This window comes from Lichenicola cladoniae (genome assembly GCF_013201075.1).
In the GTDB taxonomy this organism is placed as follows: domain Bacteria; phylum Pseudomonadota; class Alphaproteobacteria; order Acetobacterales; family Acetobacteraceae; genus Lichenicola; species Lichenicola cladoniae.
Genome location: NZ_CP053708.1, coordinates 3531086 through 3548572 on the forward strand (window position 1 = coordinate 3531086; position 17487 = coordinate 3548572).

Annotated in this window: 13 protein-coding genes and 1 tRNA gene; 6 read left to right on the forward strand and 8 right to left on the reverse strand. The window is 67.3% G+C overall.

From position 1 onward, the window contains the following. The first annotated feature begins 21 nt into the window (after positions 1-21). The 3 genes from HN018_RS16020 (at position 22) to HN018_RS16030 (ending at position 3790) form a co-directional block, all read left to right on the forward strand. Complete coding sequence (locus HN018_RS16020; protein WP_171833123.1) at positions 22-750, forward strand: N-acetylmuramoyl-L-alanine amidase; 729 nt, start codon at positions 22-24, stop codon at positions 748-750. Then, entirely contained in the window at positions 747-3449 is a 2703-nt protein-coding gene (locus HN018_RS16025) for an MGH1-like glycoside hydrolase domain-containing protein (protein WP_171833122.1), read from the forward strand. The genes HN018_RS16020 and HN018_RS16025 overlap by 4 nt, the downstream gene beginning before the upstream one ends. A 65-nt stretch (positions 3450-3514) precedes the next feature. Further along, positions 3515-3790 carry a hypothetical protein gene (locus tag HN018_RS16030; RefSeq protein WP_171833121.1) on the forward strand — a complete coding sequence of 92 codons (276 nt, stop codon included), beginning with the start codon at positions 3515-3517 and terminating at the stop codon, positions 3788-3790. On the opposite strand, the gene metF is transcribed toward HN018_RS16030, so the two are convergent. Beyond that, the gene (metF, locus tag HN018_RS16035; protein WP_171833527.1) at positions 3774-4721 is read right to left on the reverse strand and encodes a methylenetetrahydrofolate reductase [NAD(P)H]; all 948 of its coding nucleotides are present in this window, start codon (positions 4719-4721) and stop codon (positions 3774-3776) included. The genes HN018_RS16030 and metF overlap by 17 nt on opposite strands. A gap of 367 nt (positions 4722-5088) precedes the next feature. Here metF and HN018_RS16040 point away from each other — a divergent pair, with 367 nt between their 5' ends. Both HN018_RS16040 and HN018_RS16045 read left to right on the forward strand, forming a co-directional pair. Further along, positions 5089-5874 carry an MlaA family lipoprotein gene (locus tag HN018_RS16040; RefSeq protein ID WP_171833120.1) on the forward strand — a complete coding sequence of 262 codons (786 nt, stop codon included), beginning with the start codon at positions 5089-5091 and terminating at the stop codon, positions 5872-5874. A gap of 55 nt (positions 5875-5929) precedes the next feature. After that, complete coding sequence (locus tag HN018_RS16045) at positions 5930-6550, forward strand: MlaC/ttg2D family ABC transporter substrate-binding protein (protein WP_171833526.1); 621 nt, start codon at positions 5930-5932, stop codon at positions 6548-6550. A gap of 24 nt (positions 6551-6574) precedes the next feature. On the opposite strand, the gene HN018_RS16050 is transcribed toward HN018_RS16045, so the two are convergent. The 3 genes from HN018_RS16050 to HN018_RS16060 form a co-directional block, all read right to left on the reverse strand. After that, positions 6575-7102 carry a GNAT family N-acetyltransferase gene (locus HN018_RS16050; protein WP_171833119.1) on the reverse strand — a complete coding sequence of 176 codons (528 nt, stop codon included), beginning with the start codon at positions 7100-7102 and terminating at the stop codon, positions 6575-6577. Positions 7103-7133: 31 nt separating this feature from the next. Continuing rightward, positions 7134-8813 (reverse strand): energy-dependent translational throttle protein EttA, encoded by a 1680-nt coding sequence (gene ettA, locus HN018_RS16055; protein WP_171833118.1) that lies wholly within the window; start codon positions 8811-8813, stop codon positions 7134-7136. Positions 8814-8894: 81 nt separating this feature from the next. Next, a tRNA-Ile gene (locus tag HN018_RS16060) sits at positions 8895-8967 on the reverse strand. A gap of 147 nt (positions 8968-9114) precedes the next feature. Here HN018_RS16060 and ppa point away from each other — a divergent pair. Next, positions 9115-9642 carry an inorganic diphosphatase gene (gene ppa / locus HN018_RS16065; protein ID WP_171833117.1) on the forward strand — a complete coding sequence of 176 codons (528 nt, stop codon included), beginning with the start codon at positions 9115-9117 and terminating at the stop codon, positions 9640-9642. A gap of 23 nt (positions 9643-9665) precedes the next feature. Here the strand turns inward: ppa and HN018_RS16070 are convergent, their stop codons facing one another. The 4 genes from HN018_RS16070 to HN018_RS16085 form a co-directional block, all read right to left on the reverse strand. After that, positions 9666-10889: a glycosyltransferase family 4 protein gene (locus tag HN018_RS16070; protein WP_171833116.1), complete on the reverse strand. Its 1224-nt coding sequence runs from the start codon at positions 10887-10889 to the stop codon at positions 9666-9668. 130 nt (positions 10890-11019) lie between these two features. Then, positions 11020-12162 carry a hypothetical protein gene (locus HN018_RS16075; protein WP_171833115.1) on the reverse strand — a complete coding sequence of 381 codons (1143 nt, stop codon included), beginning with the start codon at positions 12160-12162 and terminating at the stop codon, positions 11020-11022. Between the two features lie 37 nt (positions 12163-12199). Next, positions 12200-15538 carry a glycosyltransferase gene (locus HN018_RS16080; protein ID WP_171833114.1) on the reverse strand — a complete coding sequence of 1113 codons (3339 nt, stop codon included), beginning with the start codon at positions 15536-15538 and terminating at the stop codon, positions 12200-12202. Between the two features lie 102 nt (positions 15539-15640). Continuing rightward, positions 15641-17428, reverse strand: a complete 1788-nt coding sequence (locus HN018_RS16085; protein ID WP_171833113.1) for an SEL1-like repeat protein — start codon at positions 17426-17428, stop codon at positions 15641-15643. Between the last annotated feature and the right edge of the window lie 59 nt (positions 17429-17487).

Consider the following 17487-nt stretch of genomic DNA (forward strand, 5'->3'; position numbering starts at 1 on the left):
CGGCGACTGGCAGGAGCCTCCATGCACGACGCGATCATCGACAGCCCGAGCCCGAACTGCCGCGAGCGGGACCCCGGCTCGGTCATCGACACGCTGGTGCTGCACTACACCGGCATGCAGACCGGCCAGGCAGCACTCGACCGGCTGCGCGATCCGGACGCCGCGGTCTCGTCGCATTATCTCGTCGAGGAGGACGGGCGCGTCTTCCGGCTGGTGCCCGAGGCGCTGCGCGCGTCCCATGCCGGCATCAGCGTCTGGCGCGGACGATCGATGCTGAACGACACGTCGATCGGCATCGAGATCGTCAATCCCGGCCACGAATGGGGCTACAGGCCGTTTCCGGCGGTGCAGATCGACGCGCTGCGCCGGCTCTGCCTCGGCATCCTGTCGCGCCACGCGATCCCGCCGATCCGGGTCGTGGCGCACAGTGACATCGCTCCCGACCGCAAGCAGGATCCGGGCGAGTTGTTCCCCTGGCCCGGGCTGGCGGACGCAGGCATCGGCGTGTTCCCCGAAGGCGTGGCGGATGCCGGGACGGATGACGTGGTGGCCGACGCGTTGAGCCTGGAAGCCGTGCGGCAAGACCTTCGACGGATCGGCTACGACATCGCCGGGAACGGCAGCCTGGACGAACCGCTTGGCCTGACGCTGGCTGCGTTCCAGCGGCACTGGCGACAGGAAACCATCAACGGGCAAGCCGACGCCGGCACACGTGCCCGGATCGCAGCCGTCGCGGGATTATCCTCATGACCGGCACGACGCCGCCCGCCTGCCCGAAAATCATGGAGACCGTCGAGGGCCAGCGGCTGATCGCAGCGCGGCCCGACAAGGCCGGGCGCGTGCCGTGGAAGGCCTGGGGCCCCTATCTCAGCGACCGCCAGTGGGGAACCGTCCGCGAGGATTACAGTCCGGACGGCCAGGCCTGGGACTACCTGCCGCACGACCATGCAAGGAGCCGCGCCTATCGCTGGGGCGAGGACGCGATCGCCGGCTTCGGCGACGAGCGGCTGCGCTGGTGCCTGGGGGTGGCGCTGTGGAACGGCCACGATCCGATCCTGAAGGAGCGGCTGTTCGGGCTGACCAACCAGGAAGGCAATCATGGGGAGGACGTCAAGGAACTCTATTACCACCTCGACAACACGCCGACCCATTCCTACTCGCGGATGCTCTACAAGTATCCGCACGGGCCCTACCCGTACGATGAACTCGTAAAGGTCAACGGCGCGCGCGGGCAGGATGCGCCGGAATACGAACTGATCGATACCGGCATCCTGGCCGGCGAACGCTATTTCGACGTGTTCGTGGAGTATGCGAAGGCGGCCCCCGACGACATCCTGATGCGCGTGACGGTGATCAACCGCGGACCGGACCCGGCGCCGCTCTGGCTGTTGCCGCAACTCTGGGCGCGCAACGTCTGGTCCTGGTCCGACCGTATCGAAAAGCCGCTGCTGCGTGCGATCTCGGATACCGAGATCGCCGCCACGCGGTCGTCGCTGCCGGAGATGCGCCTGTCGGTCGAGGCTGGTGCCGACCTGCTGTTCTGCGACAACAACACCAACGTCAACCGGCTGTACGGCGCGAGCGACGTCGGATTCTTCAAGGACGGGATCAACGACTTCATCGTCGATGGTCGCGAGGCCGCCATCAACCATGGCCGGACCGGCACCAAATGCGCGGCCCTGCACCGGATGACCCTCGCGGTTGGCGAAAGCCGCGTGATACGGCTGCGGCTGCGCACGCATCGCGACGACAGCGATGCCTTCGCCGATTTCGACAGCGTGTTCGCAGCGCGACTGGCCGAGGCCGACGCGTTCTATGCAGCCCTGCAGGAGAAGGTCGAGGATGCCGATGCCCGTCTGGTGCAGCGACAGGCACTGGCCGGCATGCTCTGGTCCAAGCAGTTCTATCGCTACGACGTGCATCGCTGGCTGATCGGCGACGAGAAAGGCCCGACGCCTCCCCCCGATCGCGGCGCGGTGCGCAACGGCGACTGGGACAACCTGAATGCCGCCGACATCATCTCGATGCCGGACAAGTGGGAATATCCCTGGTTCGCGTCGTGGGATCTCGCGTTGCAGTCGGTGGTTCTGGCGCTGGTGGACCCGGATTTCGCCAAGGAACAAGTGCTGCTGCTGACGCGGGAGGGTTACATGAACCCGAACGCGGCAATGCCGGCCTACGAGTGGTCGTTCGGTGATGCAAACCCGCCGCTGCATTCGTGGGCGGCGGTGCGGGTGTTCGAAATCGATCGCGCGCTGAACGGGCGTCCGGACCACGACTTCCTGAAGCGCGTGTTCATCAAGCTGTCGATGAACTTCACCTGGTGGGTGAACCGCAAGGACGAGAAAGGCCGCAACATCTTCCAGGGCGGCTTCCTGGGCCTCGACAATATCGCGATCTTCGACCGGTCGTCGCCGTTGCCGGGCGGCGGCACCCTGTCGCAGTCGGACGGGACCGCCTGGATGGCGATGTATGCGTTGTCGATGCTGCACATCTCGATCGAGCTGGCCTTGCAGGACAGTGCCTACGAGGACATCGCCACCAAGTTCTTCGAGCATTTCCTGCTGATCGCCGCCGCCGACGGTAACGCCCTTTGGGACGAAGAGGACGGCTTCTTCTACGACACGCTGTCGATGCCGGACGGCGAACGTATTCCGTTGCGGGCAAAGTCGATGGTCGGGCTGATCCCGCTCTATGCGGTCACCGTGCTGCAGGCCGATGAAATAGAGCGCCTGCCGGCATTCGCGTCACGCATGCGCTGGTTTCTCGAACACCGTCCGGACCTCGCCGCCCAGGTGTCGAACTGGGACCGGGTCGGCAAGGAAGGCACCGTGCTGGTGTCGCTGCTGCGGACGCACCGCATGTCGCGCACGCTCGGACGGATGCTGGACAGCGACGAGTTCCTGTCGCCGAACGGAATACGCGCGGTGTCCAAGGCGCACGAGACGGCGCCCTACCAGTTGGAACTTGACGGCAAGCGCTTCGAACTCGGTTACTGGCCGGGCGAGAGCCGGTCGAGGCTGTTCGGCGGCAACTCGAACTGGCGCGGTCCGGTCTGGATGCCGGTCAACTACCTGCTGATCGAGAGCCTGTTCCGGTTCGACCGGTATTACGGCGACAGCTACGAGATCGCCTGCCCGACCGGCTCGGAGAAGCGGATGAACCTGGGCGCGGTGGCGACCGATCTGTCGCACAGGCTGATCGGACTGTTCGCTCGCGGCAAGGATGGCCGGCGGCCGGTGCATGGCGACGTGGCCACGCTGCAGGAGGATCCGGCATTTCGCGACCTGCTATTGTTCTACGAGTACTATGACGGCGATACCGGACGTGGCGTCGGGGCATCGCACCAGACCGGTTGGTCGGGGCTAGTGGCCTTGCTGATCCACAACCTTGCCTGGCACTGGCCGCAAGCCGTCGCCACCGAGGCGAACACGACGGACGCTTCATAACGCCTCGTTAACTTCGCGGGCGGATGATCCCGATGGCTTTCACATCGGGATCGGAACCTCACGCCATGAGTGGCAGCGTCAGTCAGGCCTCGTTTGCCACCGCCCCGGCGCCCCCGGCACCGGCATCCGCCGTCGCAAAGCCGTCAGGCAGCGGCTCCGCGTCCGGTAGCAGCCAATCGACCTCCGGCAACACCACCAGCGTCACCACCAATGCCGACGGATCGATCACCACCACCGTTACCGGCACCAAGGGCAATGTCGTGTCGAGCACCACGGTGGCTTCGAGCGGCGGAGCCTCGTCGTCCGCAGCGCCCGGGAGCCAGCTCAGCCTGCAGGCATGACCAATGGTGGCTCGGCCTGAACCGGACGCACGCCCAGAATATGGGCGATCGCATAGGTCAGGTCGGGTCGGTTGAGCGTGTAGAAATGGAACTCGTCGACGCCGTTGGCCTGCAGGAGACGCACCTGCTCGGCGGCGATGGCGACGCCGATCATGCGCCTGGTTTCCAGATCGCCTTCGGTGCCGGCGAACATCGACTCCAGCCAGTCCGGTACCCGGGCACCGCAGCTTTCGGCGAAGCGCTTGGCCGGCCCGAAGTTCGAGACCGGCATGATGCCGGGCACGACCGGCGCGGTGATGCCGACGGCGAGGCACTGGTCGAGAAAGCGCAGGTATGTCTCGACGTCGAAAAAGAGCTGGGTGATTGCACGATTGGCGCCGGCATCGAGCTTGCGCTTGAGGTTATCCAGATCCGCCTGGGGGCTCGTCGCTTCCGGATGCATCTCGGGATAGGCCGCGACCGTGATCTCGAAGTCGGCCACCCGCTTCAGTCCGGCCACCAGCTCGGCAGCGCTCGCATAGCCGTCGGGGTGCGACTCGAAGCGGCCGCCCTTGACCGTCGGATCGCCTCGCAGCGCGACGATGTGTTTTACGCCGCAATCCCAGTAGCGCCGTGCGACATCGTCCACCTCGCCGCGGCTGGCATCGACGCAGGTCAAGTGGGCCGCCGGGGTCAGGTCGGTTTCCTTGACCAGCCGCGCGACCGTGTCGTGCGTACGGGCCTGGGTCGAGCCGCCGGCCCCGTAGGTCACCGACACGAAGCTCGGCCGCAGCGTCTCGAGCCGCCGGATGCACGCCCAGAGCTGCTGCTCCAGCACGTCGGTGCGTGGCGGGAAGAACTCGAAGGACAGCACCGGCGGCGTGCGGTCGGCATTTGGTGCGGGGAGCCCGGCAACCCTCGGCCCGGTCAGCCAGCGTTCGAGCGGCGGCATCGACTTCGCCTCTGAACACGCCGGCATCATGCCGTCGCGTCCGGTCGGAGTGTCGGTTCGTGCCATGGTGCCGTCATCAAGGTCGATCATGGTGATCCGGTTCGAGATAGGCCGCAGCGAAGGTGCTGGATAGGATGTTGGGGCGAGCGGCCAGGCTGCAAGCCCGCGACCGCCTCTCCGGTTTCGATCGTAGTCAACCACGACCAGACGACAAGGACCGCAACTTCGTTCCCGACCGCGAGGATTGCGCCGGGCCGAACCCATGTTAGACAGGTCGCTCAGTTGGTTCGGAGGGGCGGCAATGCTGTCCATGCTGAACCGCGTCCGGGTTTTTCCAGGCCCGCCATCAGGGTAGCCGAGGTCAAGAATGCAGCCAGAGACTCGGGCCAGACGGTCGCGGAAAGTGCAGGCTGCGATCGCTGCATCGCTTTCGTTGCTGGCGCTCGGAGCCTGCGCGACCAAGCCCGCCAATCCGGCGCTCCTCGGCGAATACAACCAGTCCAACGATCCGCTCGAGCCGACCAACCGGTTCTTCTATCGGGTCGGCGACACGCTCGACGCCTATACGCTCCGGCCGGTGGCGCAAGGATATGTCTGGGCGGTCCCGCTGCCGGTCCGCACCGGCATCCACAACGTGTTGCGCAACCTCAACAGCCCGGTCGTCTTCTTCAACGACGTGTTCGAGACCAAGCCACGCCGCGCCGGCGACACCTTCGTACGGTTCGTGGTCAACTCGACCATCGGGATCGGCGGCGTGCTGGACGTGGCCAAGGGCTGGGGTTATCCGGCCCACACGGCCGACGGCGGCATGACCCTGGCCAACTGGGGCCTGCCGCAGGGGCCATATCTGTTCCTGCCGCTGCTCGGACCGTCCAGCCCGCGCGCCCTCACCGGCTTCGGGATCGATATCGCCTTGTCCCCGTTCACGTACGTTCCACGCGGCTATGGTCTGCTCACCTTCAACTGGGCGCGCTATGGGGTCGGCGTCATCGATGCCCGGTCGCAGGTGCTCGACGACCTCGACCAGCTGAAGCGGAATGCGCTAGACCCTTATGCAACGATACGCAGTCTCTACCGCCAGCACCGCAGCGCCGAAATCCAGGCGATGCGTGACGACCACCGGACGACGGTTCCGGACTGGTATTCCCATTGAATCGGGGCAGATCGCCATGCTGAAGACCAATATCCGCTTCCGGGCGACAGCCGCCATGCTCGCTGCCCTTGTGCCTGCAACCGCATCGGTCGGCGCCCTCGTACTGGCGCCGGTCGGACTGGTAGCCCTCACATCCGGCGCGCAGGCGCAGGCCCCAGCCGCCGCCTTCGTGCAGGGCCTCACCAGCAGGCTGACCGCCGTCGTCAACGGTTCGGGAAGCACCGCCGACAAGAAGGCGGCGATCCTGCCTATGCTCAGCCAGGATGTGGATGTCGACGCGATCGGCCGGTTCTGCCTGGGCCGCTTCTGGCGCACCGCCACGCCGTCCCAGCAGCAGCGCTACCTGACGCTGTTTCATCAGGTCCTGGTGAACAGCATCACGGGCAAGCTCGGCGACTACAAGGGGGTCAGCATCACCACCGGATCGGCCACGGTGCAGGATGGCAAAAGCACCGTACCGACCGTCATCACCCGGCCCGGCCAACCGACCGCAAACGTCCAGTGGATGGTCAGCAGCGAGAGCGGATCACCCAAGGTGGTGGACATCGTGGCCGAGGGCGTGAGCCTGAGCCTGACCCAGCGCAGCGACTATGCCAGCTACCTCGCCCATAACGGCAACAACGTCGATGCACTGCTGAACGCGCTCTCCAGGCAGGTGTCACGCACCTCGTCCTGACCTGACGATCGCGGCCTGCAGGCGTCACGGTGACGCATGCAGGCCGCTTCCCGGTGCACGCACGCTCTCATAGACCAGCATCCGGTAGCCATCGCGCTCGAAGCGGTCGAACACCGTCATGCCAATCCCGCCCAGCGTGGTGCGGGATGCGAAGTTGGTCTCGCGTGCTACCGCGATGATCCGTTCCTCGCCTGCGTCATGGGCGAACCGCAGCGCCGCCGCCGCCGCCTCGCGAGCAATCCCCCGCCCGCGTGCCGCCGGAAACAACGCGAACCTCAGACCCAGTCCGCGCGCGTCCGGACGCTCATGCAGCCCGGTCATGCCGACGAACTGATCATTTTCCCGCACGGTAAAGATGCCGACGCCGCGCCGCGCCCAGAAGGCGAGGTCCTCGATCATTTCGGCCTCGACCTCCGCCCGGCGGCGGACACCACCGAGCATCAGGCCGAACGCGCCGGCATCGCCCTTGAGGCGCGCCATGTCGTCCATGTCGGACCAGGTGACCGGGGCGAGCACCAGCCGGCCGGTCCGCACGGAACGCCCCATCGGCATGGAATGCGGACCGTGCGCCGGCCCCGTGCGCTTAACGCGCCAGCGGCCGGTACTTGATCCGATGCGGCTCGGTGGAATCGGCGCCAAGTCGGCGTCGCTTGTCCTCTTCGTAGGCCTGGAAATTGCCCTCGAACCACTCGACGTGGCTATCGCCCTCGAAGGCGAGGATGTGGGTCGCCAGCCGGTCCAGGAACCAGCGATCATGGCTGATGATCACCGCACAGCCGGCAAACTCGCCGAGCGCGTCTTCCAGGGCCCGCAGCGTATCGACATCGAGGTCGTTGGTCGGCTCGTCGAGCAGGATGACGTTGCTCTCCAGCCGCAGCATCTTGGCCAGATGCACCCGGTTTCGCTCGCCGCCGGACAGAATGCCGACCTTCTTCTGCTGGTCGGCGCCCTTGAAGTTGAAGGCTCCGACATAGGCGCGCGACGGTACCGCCCGCTTGCCGAGATAGATGATGTCGGTGCCGCCGGTGATCTCTTCCCAGACATTCTTGTTGTCGTCGAGCGAGTTGCGGGACTGGTCGACATAGCCGAGCTTCACCGTCTCGCCGACCCGGAGCGAGCCGCTATCGGGCTGGTCGTCGCCGGTGATCATCTTGAACAGGGTGGATTTGCCGGCGCCGTTCGGGCCGATCACGCCGACTATGCCGCCAGGCGGCAGCGCGAAGTCGAGCCCGTCGATCAGCATGCGGTTGCCGAAGCCCTTGCGGAGCTCCTCCGCCTGGATGACCGTGCCACCAAGGCGCGGACCCGGCGGGATGACGATGTCGGCGGTGCCGCCGCCACGCTCCTGGCTCTGCGCCTGCATCTCCTCGTACTTGGCGATGCGAGCCTTGTTCTTGGCCTGGCGCGCCTTCGGGCTGGCGCCGATCCATTCCTGCTCGGCGGCGAGCGCACGGCTGCGCGCACTCTCCTCCTTTTCCTCCTGCTGCAGCCGCTTGCGCTTCTGGGTCAGCCAGGACGAATAGTTGCCCTCGAACGGATAGCCGCGGCCACGCTCGATCTCCAGGATCCAGTTGGTCACGTTGTCGAGGAAGTAGCGGTCATGGGTGATGACCATGACGGTGCCCTCGTAGTCGCGCAGGGTGCGCTCGAGCCAGGCGACGCTCTCGGCGTCGAGATGGTTGGTCGGCTCGTCGAGCAGCAGGATATCCGGCTTCTCGAGCAGCAGCCGGCATAGCGCCACGCGGCGGCGCTCGCCGCCGGACAGCTTGGAGACCGGGCTCTCGGCGGGCGGGCAGGCCAGCGCGTCCAAGGCAATCTCGATCTTGCGGTCGAGCTCCCAGCCGTCGCCGGCCTCGATCACTTCCTGCAGGGTGGATTGCTCGGCGAGGAGGTCGTTCATCTCGTCCTCCTCCATCGGCTCGGCGAACCTGTTCGAGATCTCGTTGAAGCGATCGAGCGCCACCTTCAGCGCGCCGAAGCCCAGCGCCACGTTCTCGCCGACGGTGAGTTCCTCCTCGAGCTTCGGCTCCTGCTCCAGGTAGCCGATGCTGATGCCCTCGGCCGCCCAGGCCTCGCCGCCATATTCCTTCTCGATCCCGGCGATGATCTTGAGCAGGGTCGACTTGCCGGCACCGTTCACGCCGAGCACGCCGATCTTCACGCCGGGCAGGAAGGAAAGCGTGATGCCCTTGAACACCTCGCGTCCGCCCGGATAGGCCTTGGTCAGGTCCTTCATCACATAGACATATTGGTAGGCGGCCATGGTGAGGCTCCCGGAACGAGGGGTATGCGACAGGGTAGTTATGGCGCGTCGAATGCGGGACGGCACCAGGAATAAGGGACCTGCGCCCGGCAGGACTCGAACCCGCAACCAAGCCGTTATGAGCGGCCCGCTCTAACCATTGAGCTACAGGCGCACAGGCCGGGCATGGAATCGCGCATCGTCCGAGTTTTTGCAAGCTGCCGACGCGACAATCCGGCTTCTGCTTGGCAAATTGCCGTCCCCCCGATACGGTCGCGCGCCCGAACACGGCCGAACCCCTCGACACAAAGAGAAGCACGCGATGGACGTCTCGAAGATCAGCCCCGGCAAGGACGTCCCGTGGGACATCAACGTCGTGATCGAAATCCCGCAGGGCTCGCAGGTCAAGTACGAGATCGACAAGGAAAGCGGCGCGATCTTCGTGGACCGCTTCCTGTTCACGCCGATGGCCTATCCCGCAGCCTACGGTTTCATCCCCGGCACGCTCGCGGCCGACGGCGACCCTGCCGATGCGCTGGTCCTGGCGCCGGCGCCGATGGTTCCGGGTGCGGTGATCCGTGCCCGTCCGATCGGCATGCTGAAGATGGAGGACGAGAGCGGGATGGACGAGAAGATCATCTGTGTCCCGCACGACAAGATGCACACCCAGTTCACCGACGTGCACGAGATCGGCGACCTGCCCGAGATCACCCGGCTGGCAATCGAGCACTTCTTCACCCGCTACAAGGACCTCGAGAAGGGCAAGTGGGTAAAGGTCACCGGCTGGGCCGGCAAGGAAGAAGCCGGGCAGATCATCCGCGAGTCACTGGCCGCCGCCCAGAAGGCCTGACTGGCTCCGGCACTATCGCCGCTTCAGGCAGCGGCGATAGTGCGCTCGATCAGGGCCTCGTACCGGCTGATATAGTCGGTCATCGACAGGGTACGCTCCGCCTCCTTGCGCGCGGCCCGACGCAGCCGCTGGGACAACGCCTTGTTCTCCAGCAGCTCCAGCACGCTGTCCGCGACGCCGACCGGATCGTGGAACGGCGTCAGCAATCCGTTCTTGCGGTGCCGGATGAACTCCTGCACCGGCCCGGTATCGCTGCCGACCACCGCGCACCCCGAGGCCAGCGCCTCCCGCAACGACCACGACGCCACGAACGGGTAGGTCAGGTAGACATGCGTGTCGGACCTTTTGAGCAGGTCGGCGTAGCTCTGGTAGTCGAGCTTGCCGACGAAATGCACGCGTGAAAGGTCCAGCCGGGCACCGAGTTCCGCAGTCAGGATCTCGCGCCAGCATCCTTCGGACAGGCGGGCGCCATAGCTGACCCCGTCGCCGCCGACCACGATCACCCGGGCGTCCGGGCGCGCATCCAGGATGCGTGGCAGCGCACGCATGAAGATATGGAAACCGCGATACGGCTCCAGGTCGCGCGCAACGTAGGTCACCAGTTTCTCGTCCGGCGAGACGACCACGTTGCGCAACATGAAGTCCTTTTTCGCCACTGACGCGTCCGGTGCGCAAGCCTGCAGATCGACGCCTTCATGCAGAACGTCGATCTTGTCATGCGACCAGTCCGGATAGGTCGATTTCTGGAACAAGGTCGGGGTTTGGCCGCGTCCGGTATTGTTCAACGCGAGCAGATTGACCGCGTTCTTCGCCCGCACACGCGGATACATGGCGGGATTATCCGGGAATTCCGGATCGAACCCGACGTCGAACCTGTCGATATGATAATAGAATTCCAGATACCCGAGCATCGGCGTGTCCGGATACACGTCCGGCATGTTCAGCAACTCGCCCCAGCCATGATGACCGATGATGATGTCGGGCTCGAAGCCGAGCTTCTTCAAGGTCTGTGCGGTCAACGCAACCATTTCGGCGCGCAGCATGGCGAGCTCGAATTCCTGCGCCGCCGGATGGGTTTCGGTAAAGGCACCCCGTGGCATCTTATAGAAGATGCGACGGACGCCGGGCATCACGTTGGTGTTCGGCTCGCTGATGAACACCACCTCATGATTGCCCTGCTGCGTGAGGTGGCGCACCAGGTGCAGGAACTGGCCTGGAAAGTTCTGGTGAACGAACAAGTATCTCAAGACCGTTCCACCATTCGTTCGACCGTCGTCACACCGTAACGACCCAATCATGTACAACGAAACGTGTGACCGGACGGTTAATCACGTTTCGTTGTGAAGGCGAGATGAACAAACCGGGAAGCTGGCTTGGTCAGCGACGCACCTTGGTTCCCGGCTTGCCACTCGACCGGCCAGGCGGCAGTGGCGGCGGCGCCTTGATGACCGGCCGCGACACGATGGGCTTCGGAGCGTTGAGCCGGGGTGGCTCGGCTCGCACCGGTTCCGGCTTCGCGGCTCCCGGACGGCGCAGCACCGCCGCTGCCGCCCTGACCGCATCGCGAGCCCCGACCGGCTCGCTGATGGCTTTCGGAACGGCGCCGACATTCGGCTGGGTCGCCCGGGCCGGTTCGCCGGCTACGGCCACCGGCACGATCTCGACCATGAAGGCCTCGAGCGGGGCCAGGCTCGGGGCTTCGGCGGTTCCGGTGGCATCGACCGGTCCGACGCTGGTGCCGTCGGTAAAGCTTGCACTGACACGGACATCGTAGTGCTCGGCGGCGTCCCCCTTCAGGCGTACCCGCAGCCCCAGGATCGGCAGCGCCATGCCGCGGCTGCCGCAATACTGGCCGCCCTCGGACCAGGGCGAAAGCCAGCCCTTGCCCAGCACCGCCTGATACTCGATGTCGGCCGGCTCGACGAAGCGGTTCGGCGAGATCGCGAAACCCTCGATCCAGTTCTGGCTGCCGCGCTCGCCCATCCACTCACCGAGCAGGGTCAGCAGGTCGCCGCGTCGCTGCACATGCGCCGCGACCTCGAGCTTGGCCGGAGGTGCGGCAGGTGCGGTGGTCGGCGTGCCGGGAAGTGCGGGCACGGCTGGTGATGCCTGCGGGTGAGCGGCCTGGCCCGCGTTCTGGATCGGCGCCTGCCCCGGGCGGGCCGGTGCCGCGTCGCTCAGGCGCAGCACCTGGAGCTTGGGCGCTTCCTGGCTGCTGTCGCTGGTCTGGTAGATCGTGACCAGCACCTGCGAGGGTGCCTGCGTCACCCGGACCAGGGCCGCACCGGTTTCGGCGCCGAGCCACCCGTCCGGGTTGAACGTGCTGATCGAGACGGCGTCCGGCGACGATCCGGGCGGCCGGGTAATTCGTACGCCGGGGAGCCCGGATACGGAGTCGGGAAGCGGGCCGCCGGGCGCGTGGAACACGCAGAACAGGCCGGGGTCGAGCAGCATCAGGTGTGCTGAAACCTTGAGCTCCGTCACCACTTTCTGGTTCGGTGTCGGATTGGTCTGCGACATCGGTGATATCCGTTTCTGCGGCCCCGGAGGGCGAGGGTTATCGATACGGGCTGCGATCGTGCGACGATGGCCGCACCTCCGCAATGGGTTGCATCGCCGCGGACGATGGCGGAATCGCGGTTGTGCCGAGCCTGCACAGCCTGAGCAATACCGTGTTCATCTCTGCAATTGGTAAACCGAGCGGCAGGACGACGCCGCGGCGGGTGAGCCCGATCCGTTCCGCCGGTGCACCGATATCGAACGAGGCCGTGGGCAGCCCCGCCCGCCAGGCGAGACTCAACGTGAAGCACCAGGTTTCCGGCCAGATCGACGGCAGCAGCGCCAGGTCGGCGTCCTGCGACCGGATCAGCCCGACCGCCTCGTCCTCGCCGTATTCGCCGGTGACGAACAGGCATCCCGCATCCATCAGCGCCGTATCGTCCGGGGTGTGTCCGACCACGACGAACTCCAGCGGCAGCGCCCGCGCCCGCGCGTCGGCGAGACAGGCCAGCAGCACGTCGTAGCCCTTCTCGCGCCCGATCGCGCCGATCACCACCACCCGTCCCGGACGCATGTCGCGCGGCCCCGTCATGCCCTGCCGCGGCAGCCGGTCCGTGCCCGGCCTCGGCGCCAGCGACGAAACCGCCGCCAGCCGCTCCAGCGACAGGTCCGGACGATCATCCTCCCAGGCCACGATGTCCGGACGGAGCTTCGGGAAGTGCCGCGTCATCCGGCTGGCCGCATCCCTGGAGGGCGCGATCACCCGGCGCGCCGCCTTCAGTTCGGCTGCCGACCGCGACAGCAGGTCCGGCATCGAGATCGCCTCGCGCAGGTTGCTGCCCTGGATGGCCACGCAGGCCTCGCAACCGGCGATGTCCGGCTCGCCGCAATAGCGCCCCTTCGGCCCGACCAACGCGATCCGCTGGCAGAACCAGGCATAGTCGTGGACATAGGCGTCATAGGGCACGCCGAGCCGGTCGCACACCGTGCGCAGCGATGCGTGGTGGCCGAGCAGACTGTGCCACTCGGCGTGCAACACGCCCTCGGCGCCCAGCAGCGCCACCAGCGCGTCGAGTTCGCTGGGCAGTGCATAGCGCAGGTTCGGATACGGCGTTTCGTCGACCGCGTCCGACACGATCACGCCGTCCCGGGTCTCGCCGTCCGGCCCCATGCCGGCCGGTTCCGGCCGCACGATGATCGACCGGATGCCCTGGGTCCGAAGCTGGCGTGCGCGCTCCCGCACCACGCGCTCCACGCCGCCGCCCTGGTCGTGGGTGATCAGCAGCACCGAGCGCGGTGCGGCGTCGCGCGCAATGCGGGCGCGTCTTGCCTGGACCCAGCGCGCCAGGTCGAACCGGCGCCGGGCCGGCGCCAGCGGGTCGGCCGCGATATGGGCGAGGATCATGTCGTTGTAGCCGGGATGCAGCCGGTTCAGCACATCGAGGTTGCGCCGCATCAGTTCGGTCCGGGCGGCACCGAACGAGACGTTCCCGTAATGCGCGACATACACACCGAGAGCCGCGACATGACGCCAGCCCAGATGGCGGGCGCGGAGGCAGAAATCGTTCTCCTCGCCGTAGCCCTGCGCGAACAGATCCTCACGCAGCAGCCCGACCTGGTCCACGCAATCCCGCCGGACATACAGGCAGAAACCGTTGCCGGTCGGGATATCCTGCACCCGGTCCGGATTGGCAGACGCCGCCAGCGCCATCAGGCCATCCGTGCCGGCGCGGTCGGGCGCCTTGTTGCGCTTGCCGCTGTCAGGGTAGCTGAGAATGCTGGCGTCGTTCGAGAACGGCGTCACCGTGCCGATGTCCGGCGCGTGGTAGGCCGCCCGGCGCAGGCCTTCCAGCCATCCGGGCGCCACCAGCGTATCGCTGTTGAGCAGCACCACATCCTCGCCGTCGCAGGCGGCGATGCCGTCGTTGACGCTCGCCGGGAAGCCCTGGTTCTCGGCATGGCGGATCAACTGGATCCGGCCGGCCTCCGCCATCTCGACGAGAGCCTCGATCAGCGGCGCATCCGGAGAGGCATCCTCGACCACCACCAGCCGCGTATTCGCGGGCACGGTCGCCAGCACGCTGTGCAGGCAATCGAGCGTGCGGCGCAAATGCCGATAGACCGGCACCACCACGGCGACCGGCGCGGGTGGCCGGATCGCCGGCCAGCGACCGATCAGCCAGGCCGAGATCGGCAGGAACGGCGGCATCGGGTCGCGCGGCGCGCCTTCGTCGATCGGCGGGAGGCGTCCATCCCTGCGCCGGCTGTCGGTGCTGTGCCGTGCCTGCAGCAGTGCGGCGGCCGCCGCCGCCCGAAGTTCCAGCCCCGGGTCCAGCGGGCTCCCGAGCAACTCGCGCCCGTCGCTACCGCGCAGCCGCAACGGCCCGTTCGTCTCGAACACCGAGATGCCCGCCGGAAACACCAGTTCCCTGGGCCGCGCCAGGGGCCGGTCGCTGGCGATGCTGTCGGCAAAGCGGGGCATCGCCACCGTCATCCCGGCGCGTTCGCCGGGCACCACGGCAGCAACAGGGGTCTTGCCCGGCGTGACGCTGCCGAGACGGATCCGTTCCGGCGTGACCGTGACGAAAGGGATCCGTTCCGGCGTGACTGTGACGAAAGGGATCCGTTCCGGCGTGACCGTGACGAAAGGGATCCGTTCCGGCTCTCCGGGATGCCAGACCCACCCGGTCAGCCGCCCGTCCCTGACCTCCACGAACCCCTCGACCCGCAGGATCGCCTGGATGTCCAACGGACTGCCCAGCAACGGCCGGCCGCCACGCGACACCTCAAGCCGGTGCCCGCCTCGCCAGTCGCCGGTCAGCACGGTGACCCCCTTGCGGGTCTGCGCCCGGACCGGTGCGCCATCCAGTTGCAACGACAGCAGCTCCGCGGGGTCGGCGCGCCCCGGACCGGTCCGCACCGTCGCCGGCGCCCGGTCCAGATGCAGCCGTCCATCGCCCGAGAGCCCGCACCAGCCGGACCACCCGCCCGCCTGCGCGATGTCCGACAGCAGGCCGAGCATCGCCTGGTCCGGCGCGTTGCGGGACAGCGCCTCCGCGATCGCGGCCGCCGCCTCGGTCGGCAGGCCGGCGGCACGACGCACGGCAGCCAGCATCATCCACCCCTCGCGGAAATCGAACTGCTGCACCAGGGGCTGCAGCAGCCGGATCGCGCCGTGCAGGTCACCGCAATTGAGGCGCGCGACGGCAAGCGGAAACACCACGTGGCCGGCCTGGGGCGCGAGACGGCGCGCGCGCTCGAGCCAGCGCAACGCCTCCTCCGGCCGGCCGCTATCGGTGGCGATGCGTCCGTGACGGAATGCTTCCTGCGCGCGCTCCTGCGCCCATTCCCGCCAGACGGCACGGTCGGCCTCGGTAACGCGGATGGGGTTCGGCACGCGGGTCAGGTTCGCATGCAGGGGCAGGTCAGGGGCTCCACCCCTGGACCCCGATGAAGACGAAGCCTTTGCAGTCCGTTCGGGAAAGGAACAGGGAGCTGGCTAGCGCTGGCGCGCGGCGCGGGTGAGCGGCGCCTGCACGGGCTGCGGCTTGGCGCCGAGACGGCTGAGCTCGGTGTCCGCCTGGGTGATGCCCTGACCACTCGCGCGCTGCAGCCACAGCCTGGCCTCCGCGACATCGGTTTCGCCGGCGAGACCTCGCGCCAGGTAGCGGCCGAGCATGAGTTGCGCCATCGCATGCCCGCGCTCGCCGGCCTGGCGGAAATACGACTGCGCCAGCATGCGGTTTTCCGGAACGTCATGACCGCCGCCATGCATCGCGGCAGCCGAGAACGTCGCGCCGATGTGCCCCTGCTTCGCCGCACGGACGAACATCTCGAGCGCCGCGGGGTGATCGCGCGGGCCGCCACGACCGCTCAGCAGCATCTCCGCATAAGCCATCTCGGCATCGGGCAGGCCGGCATCGGCTGCCTTGGCGATCCATACCCGCCCCTCCTTGAGGTCGACCTCGACACCACGACCCTCGGCCAACATCCGCCCGTACCAGTATTGGGCATTCACCACGCCATCCGCGGCGCGGCGTAGCCACAGCGCTGCCTGCCGGTCGTTGCGCTCGACGCCGACACCCTCCGCCAGGCACACGCCGAAATTGAAGGCCGCGACCAGGTCACCGGTTTCGGCTGCCTTCTCGAACCGCTCCCGTGCATCGACGCGGTCCTGCTCGGTGCCGGACCCGCTCAGGACCAGGTTACCGAGATCGACATGGGCCAGCTGGTCGCCGCGCTCCGCCGAATGCCGGAACCACCGCGCCGCTTCCCCGGCATCCCGCTGCACGCCCGCACCGGTCAGATAGAGCAACCCGAGCGCACGCGCCGATGCGGCATGACCGGCCGCAGCCGCCCGGCCATACCAGCTTGCAGCCTCGGCGTAGTTCGGCGGCAGATCACCGCCGCGTGAATAGATGTCGCCGACCAGGGCGGCGGCTTCCGCGTCGCCGCCGAGCGCCGCCCGGCGCAGCCAGGACTCGCCCTTGGTGATGCTGCGTTCGACGCCGCGGCCTTCCATCAGCGCCAGGCCATATCTTGCCTCGCCCGACCGGACATGTCGTTCGGCCGCCTGGCGATAGAGGTCGACCGCCGCAGCGATGTCCTGTTTCACGCCAGCCCCGCGCTCGGTCATCACGCCGAGCAGATACAACGCCGTCCCGAGCCCGCCCTTGGCCGCCTTGGCCAGGCTCGATGCGGCCTGCTGCTGCCCTTCGGCGTCGAGAGCGTTGCGAAGCTTCGCGAGCGCCACGCCGAGATGCCCCTGCGGACAGCCGGCATCGGCTGACTTTCCGTACCAGACGTCGGCTTCGGCGAGGTCCCGCATCTCGGGCGGTCCGGAGGTGAGGATGTAGCCGAGCAGTGCCTGGCCGTCCGGAGATCCGGCATCCGCCGCGCGCCGCGCCCAGAGCGCCGCACGCTCGAAATCGGGCTTGGCTTCGTGCTGGTTGGGGCTAGGCGCGAACACCATGCCGCCGACGCTGGCGCCGACCACCAGTCCGAACAGATGCAGCGTGGCCAGCACCACCTGTGCCTCGACCCAGCCGGCCCCGGCGGCGCGCTCCATCCAGCGAGCGCCTTCCTCGCGGCTGACCGGGACCCCGGCACCGTCGAGATAGGCACGGCCGACACGGAACTGCGCCTCGGGAATACCCGCACCGGCGGCCGCGCTGAGCGGGGCGAAGGCGCGTCCGGCCTCGCCGGCCTCGATCAGGCTCACCGCGTAACGCAGCTTGGCGCGAGGTGAAAAGATCGAAGCGACGCGCTGGGTCAGAAAGTTAGCCATCGGACCTCGCATCAGCCTTCGTGAACAAGAGGTCTGTGACGGTCCCGCATGCCACGAAG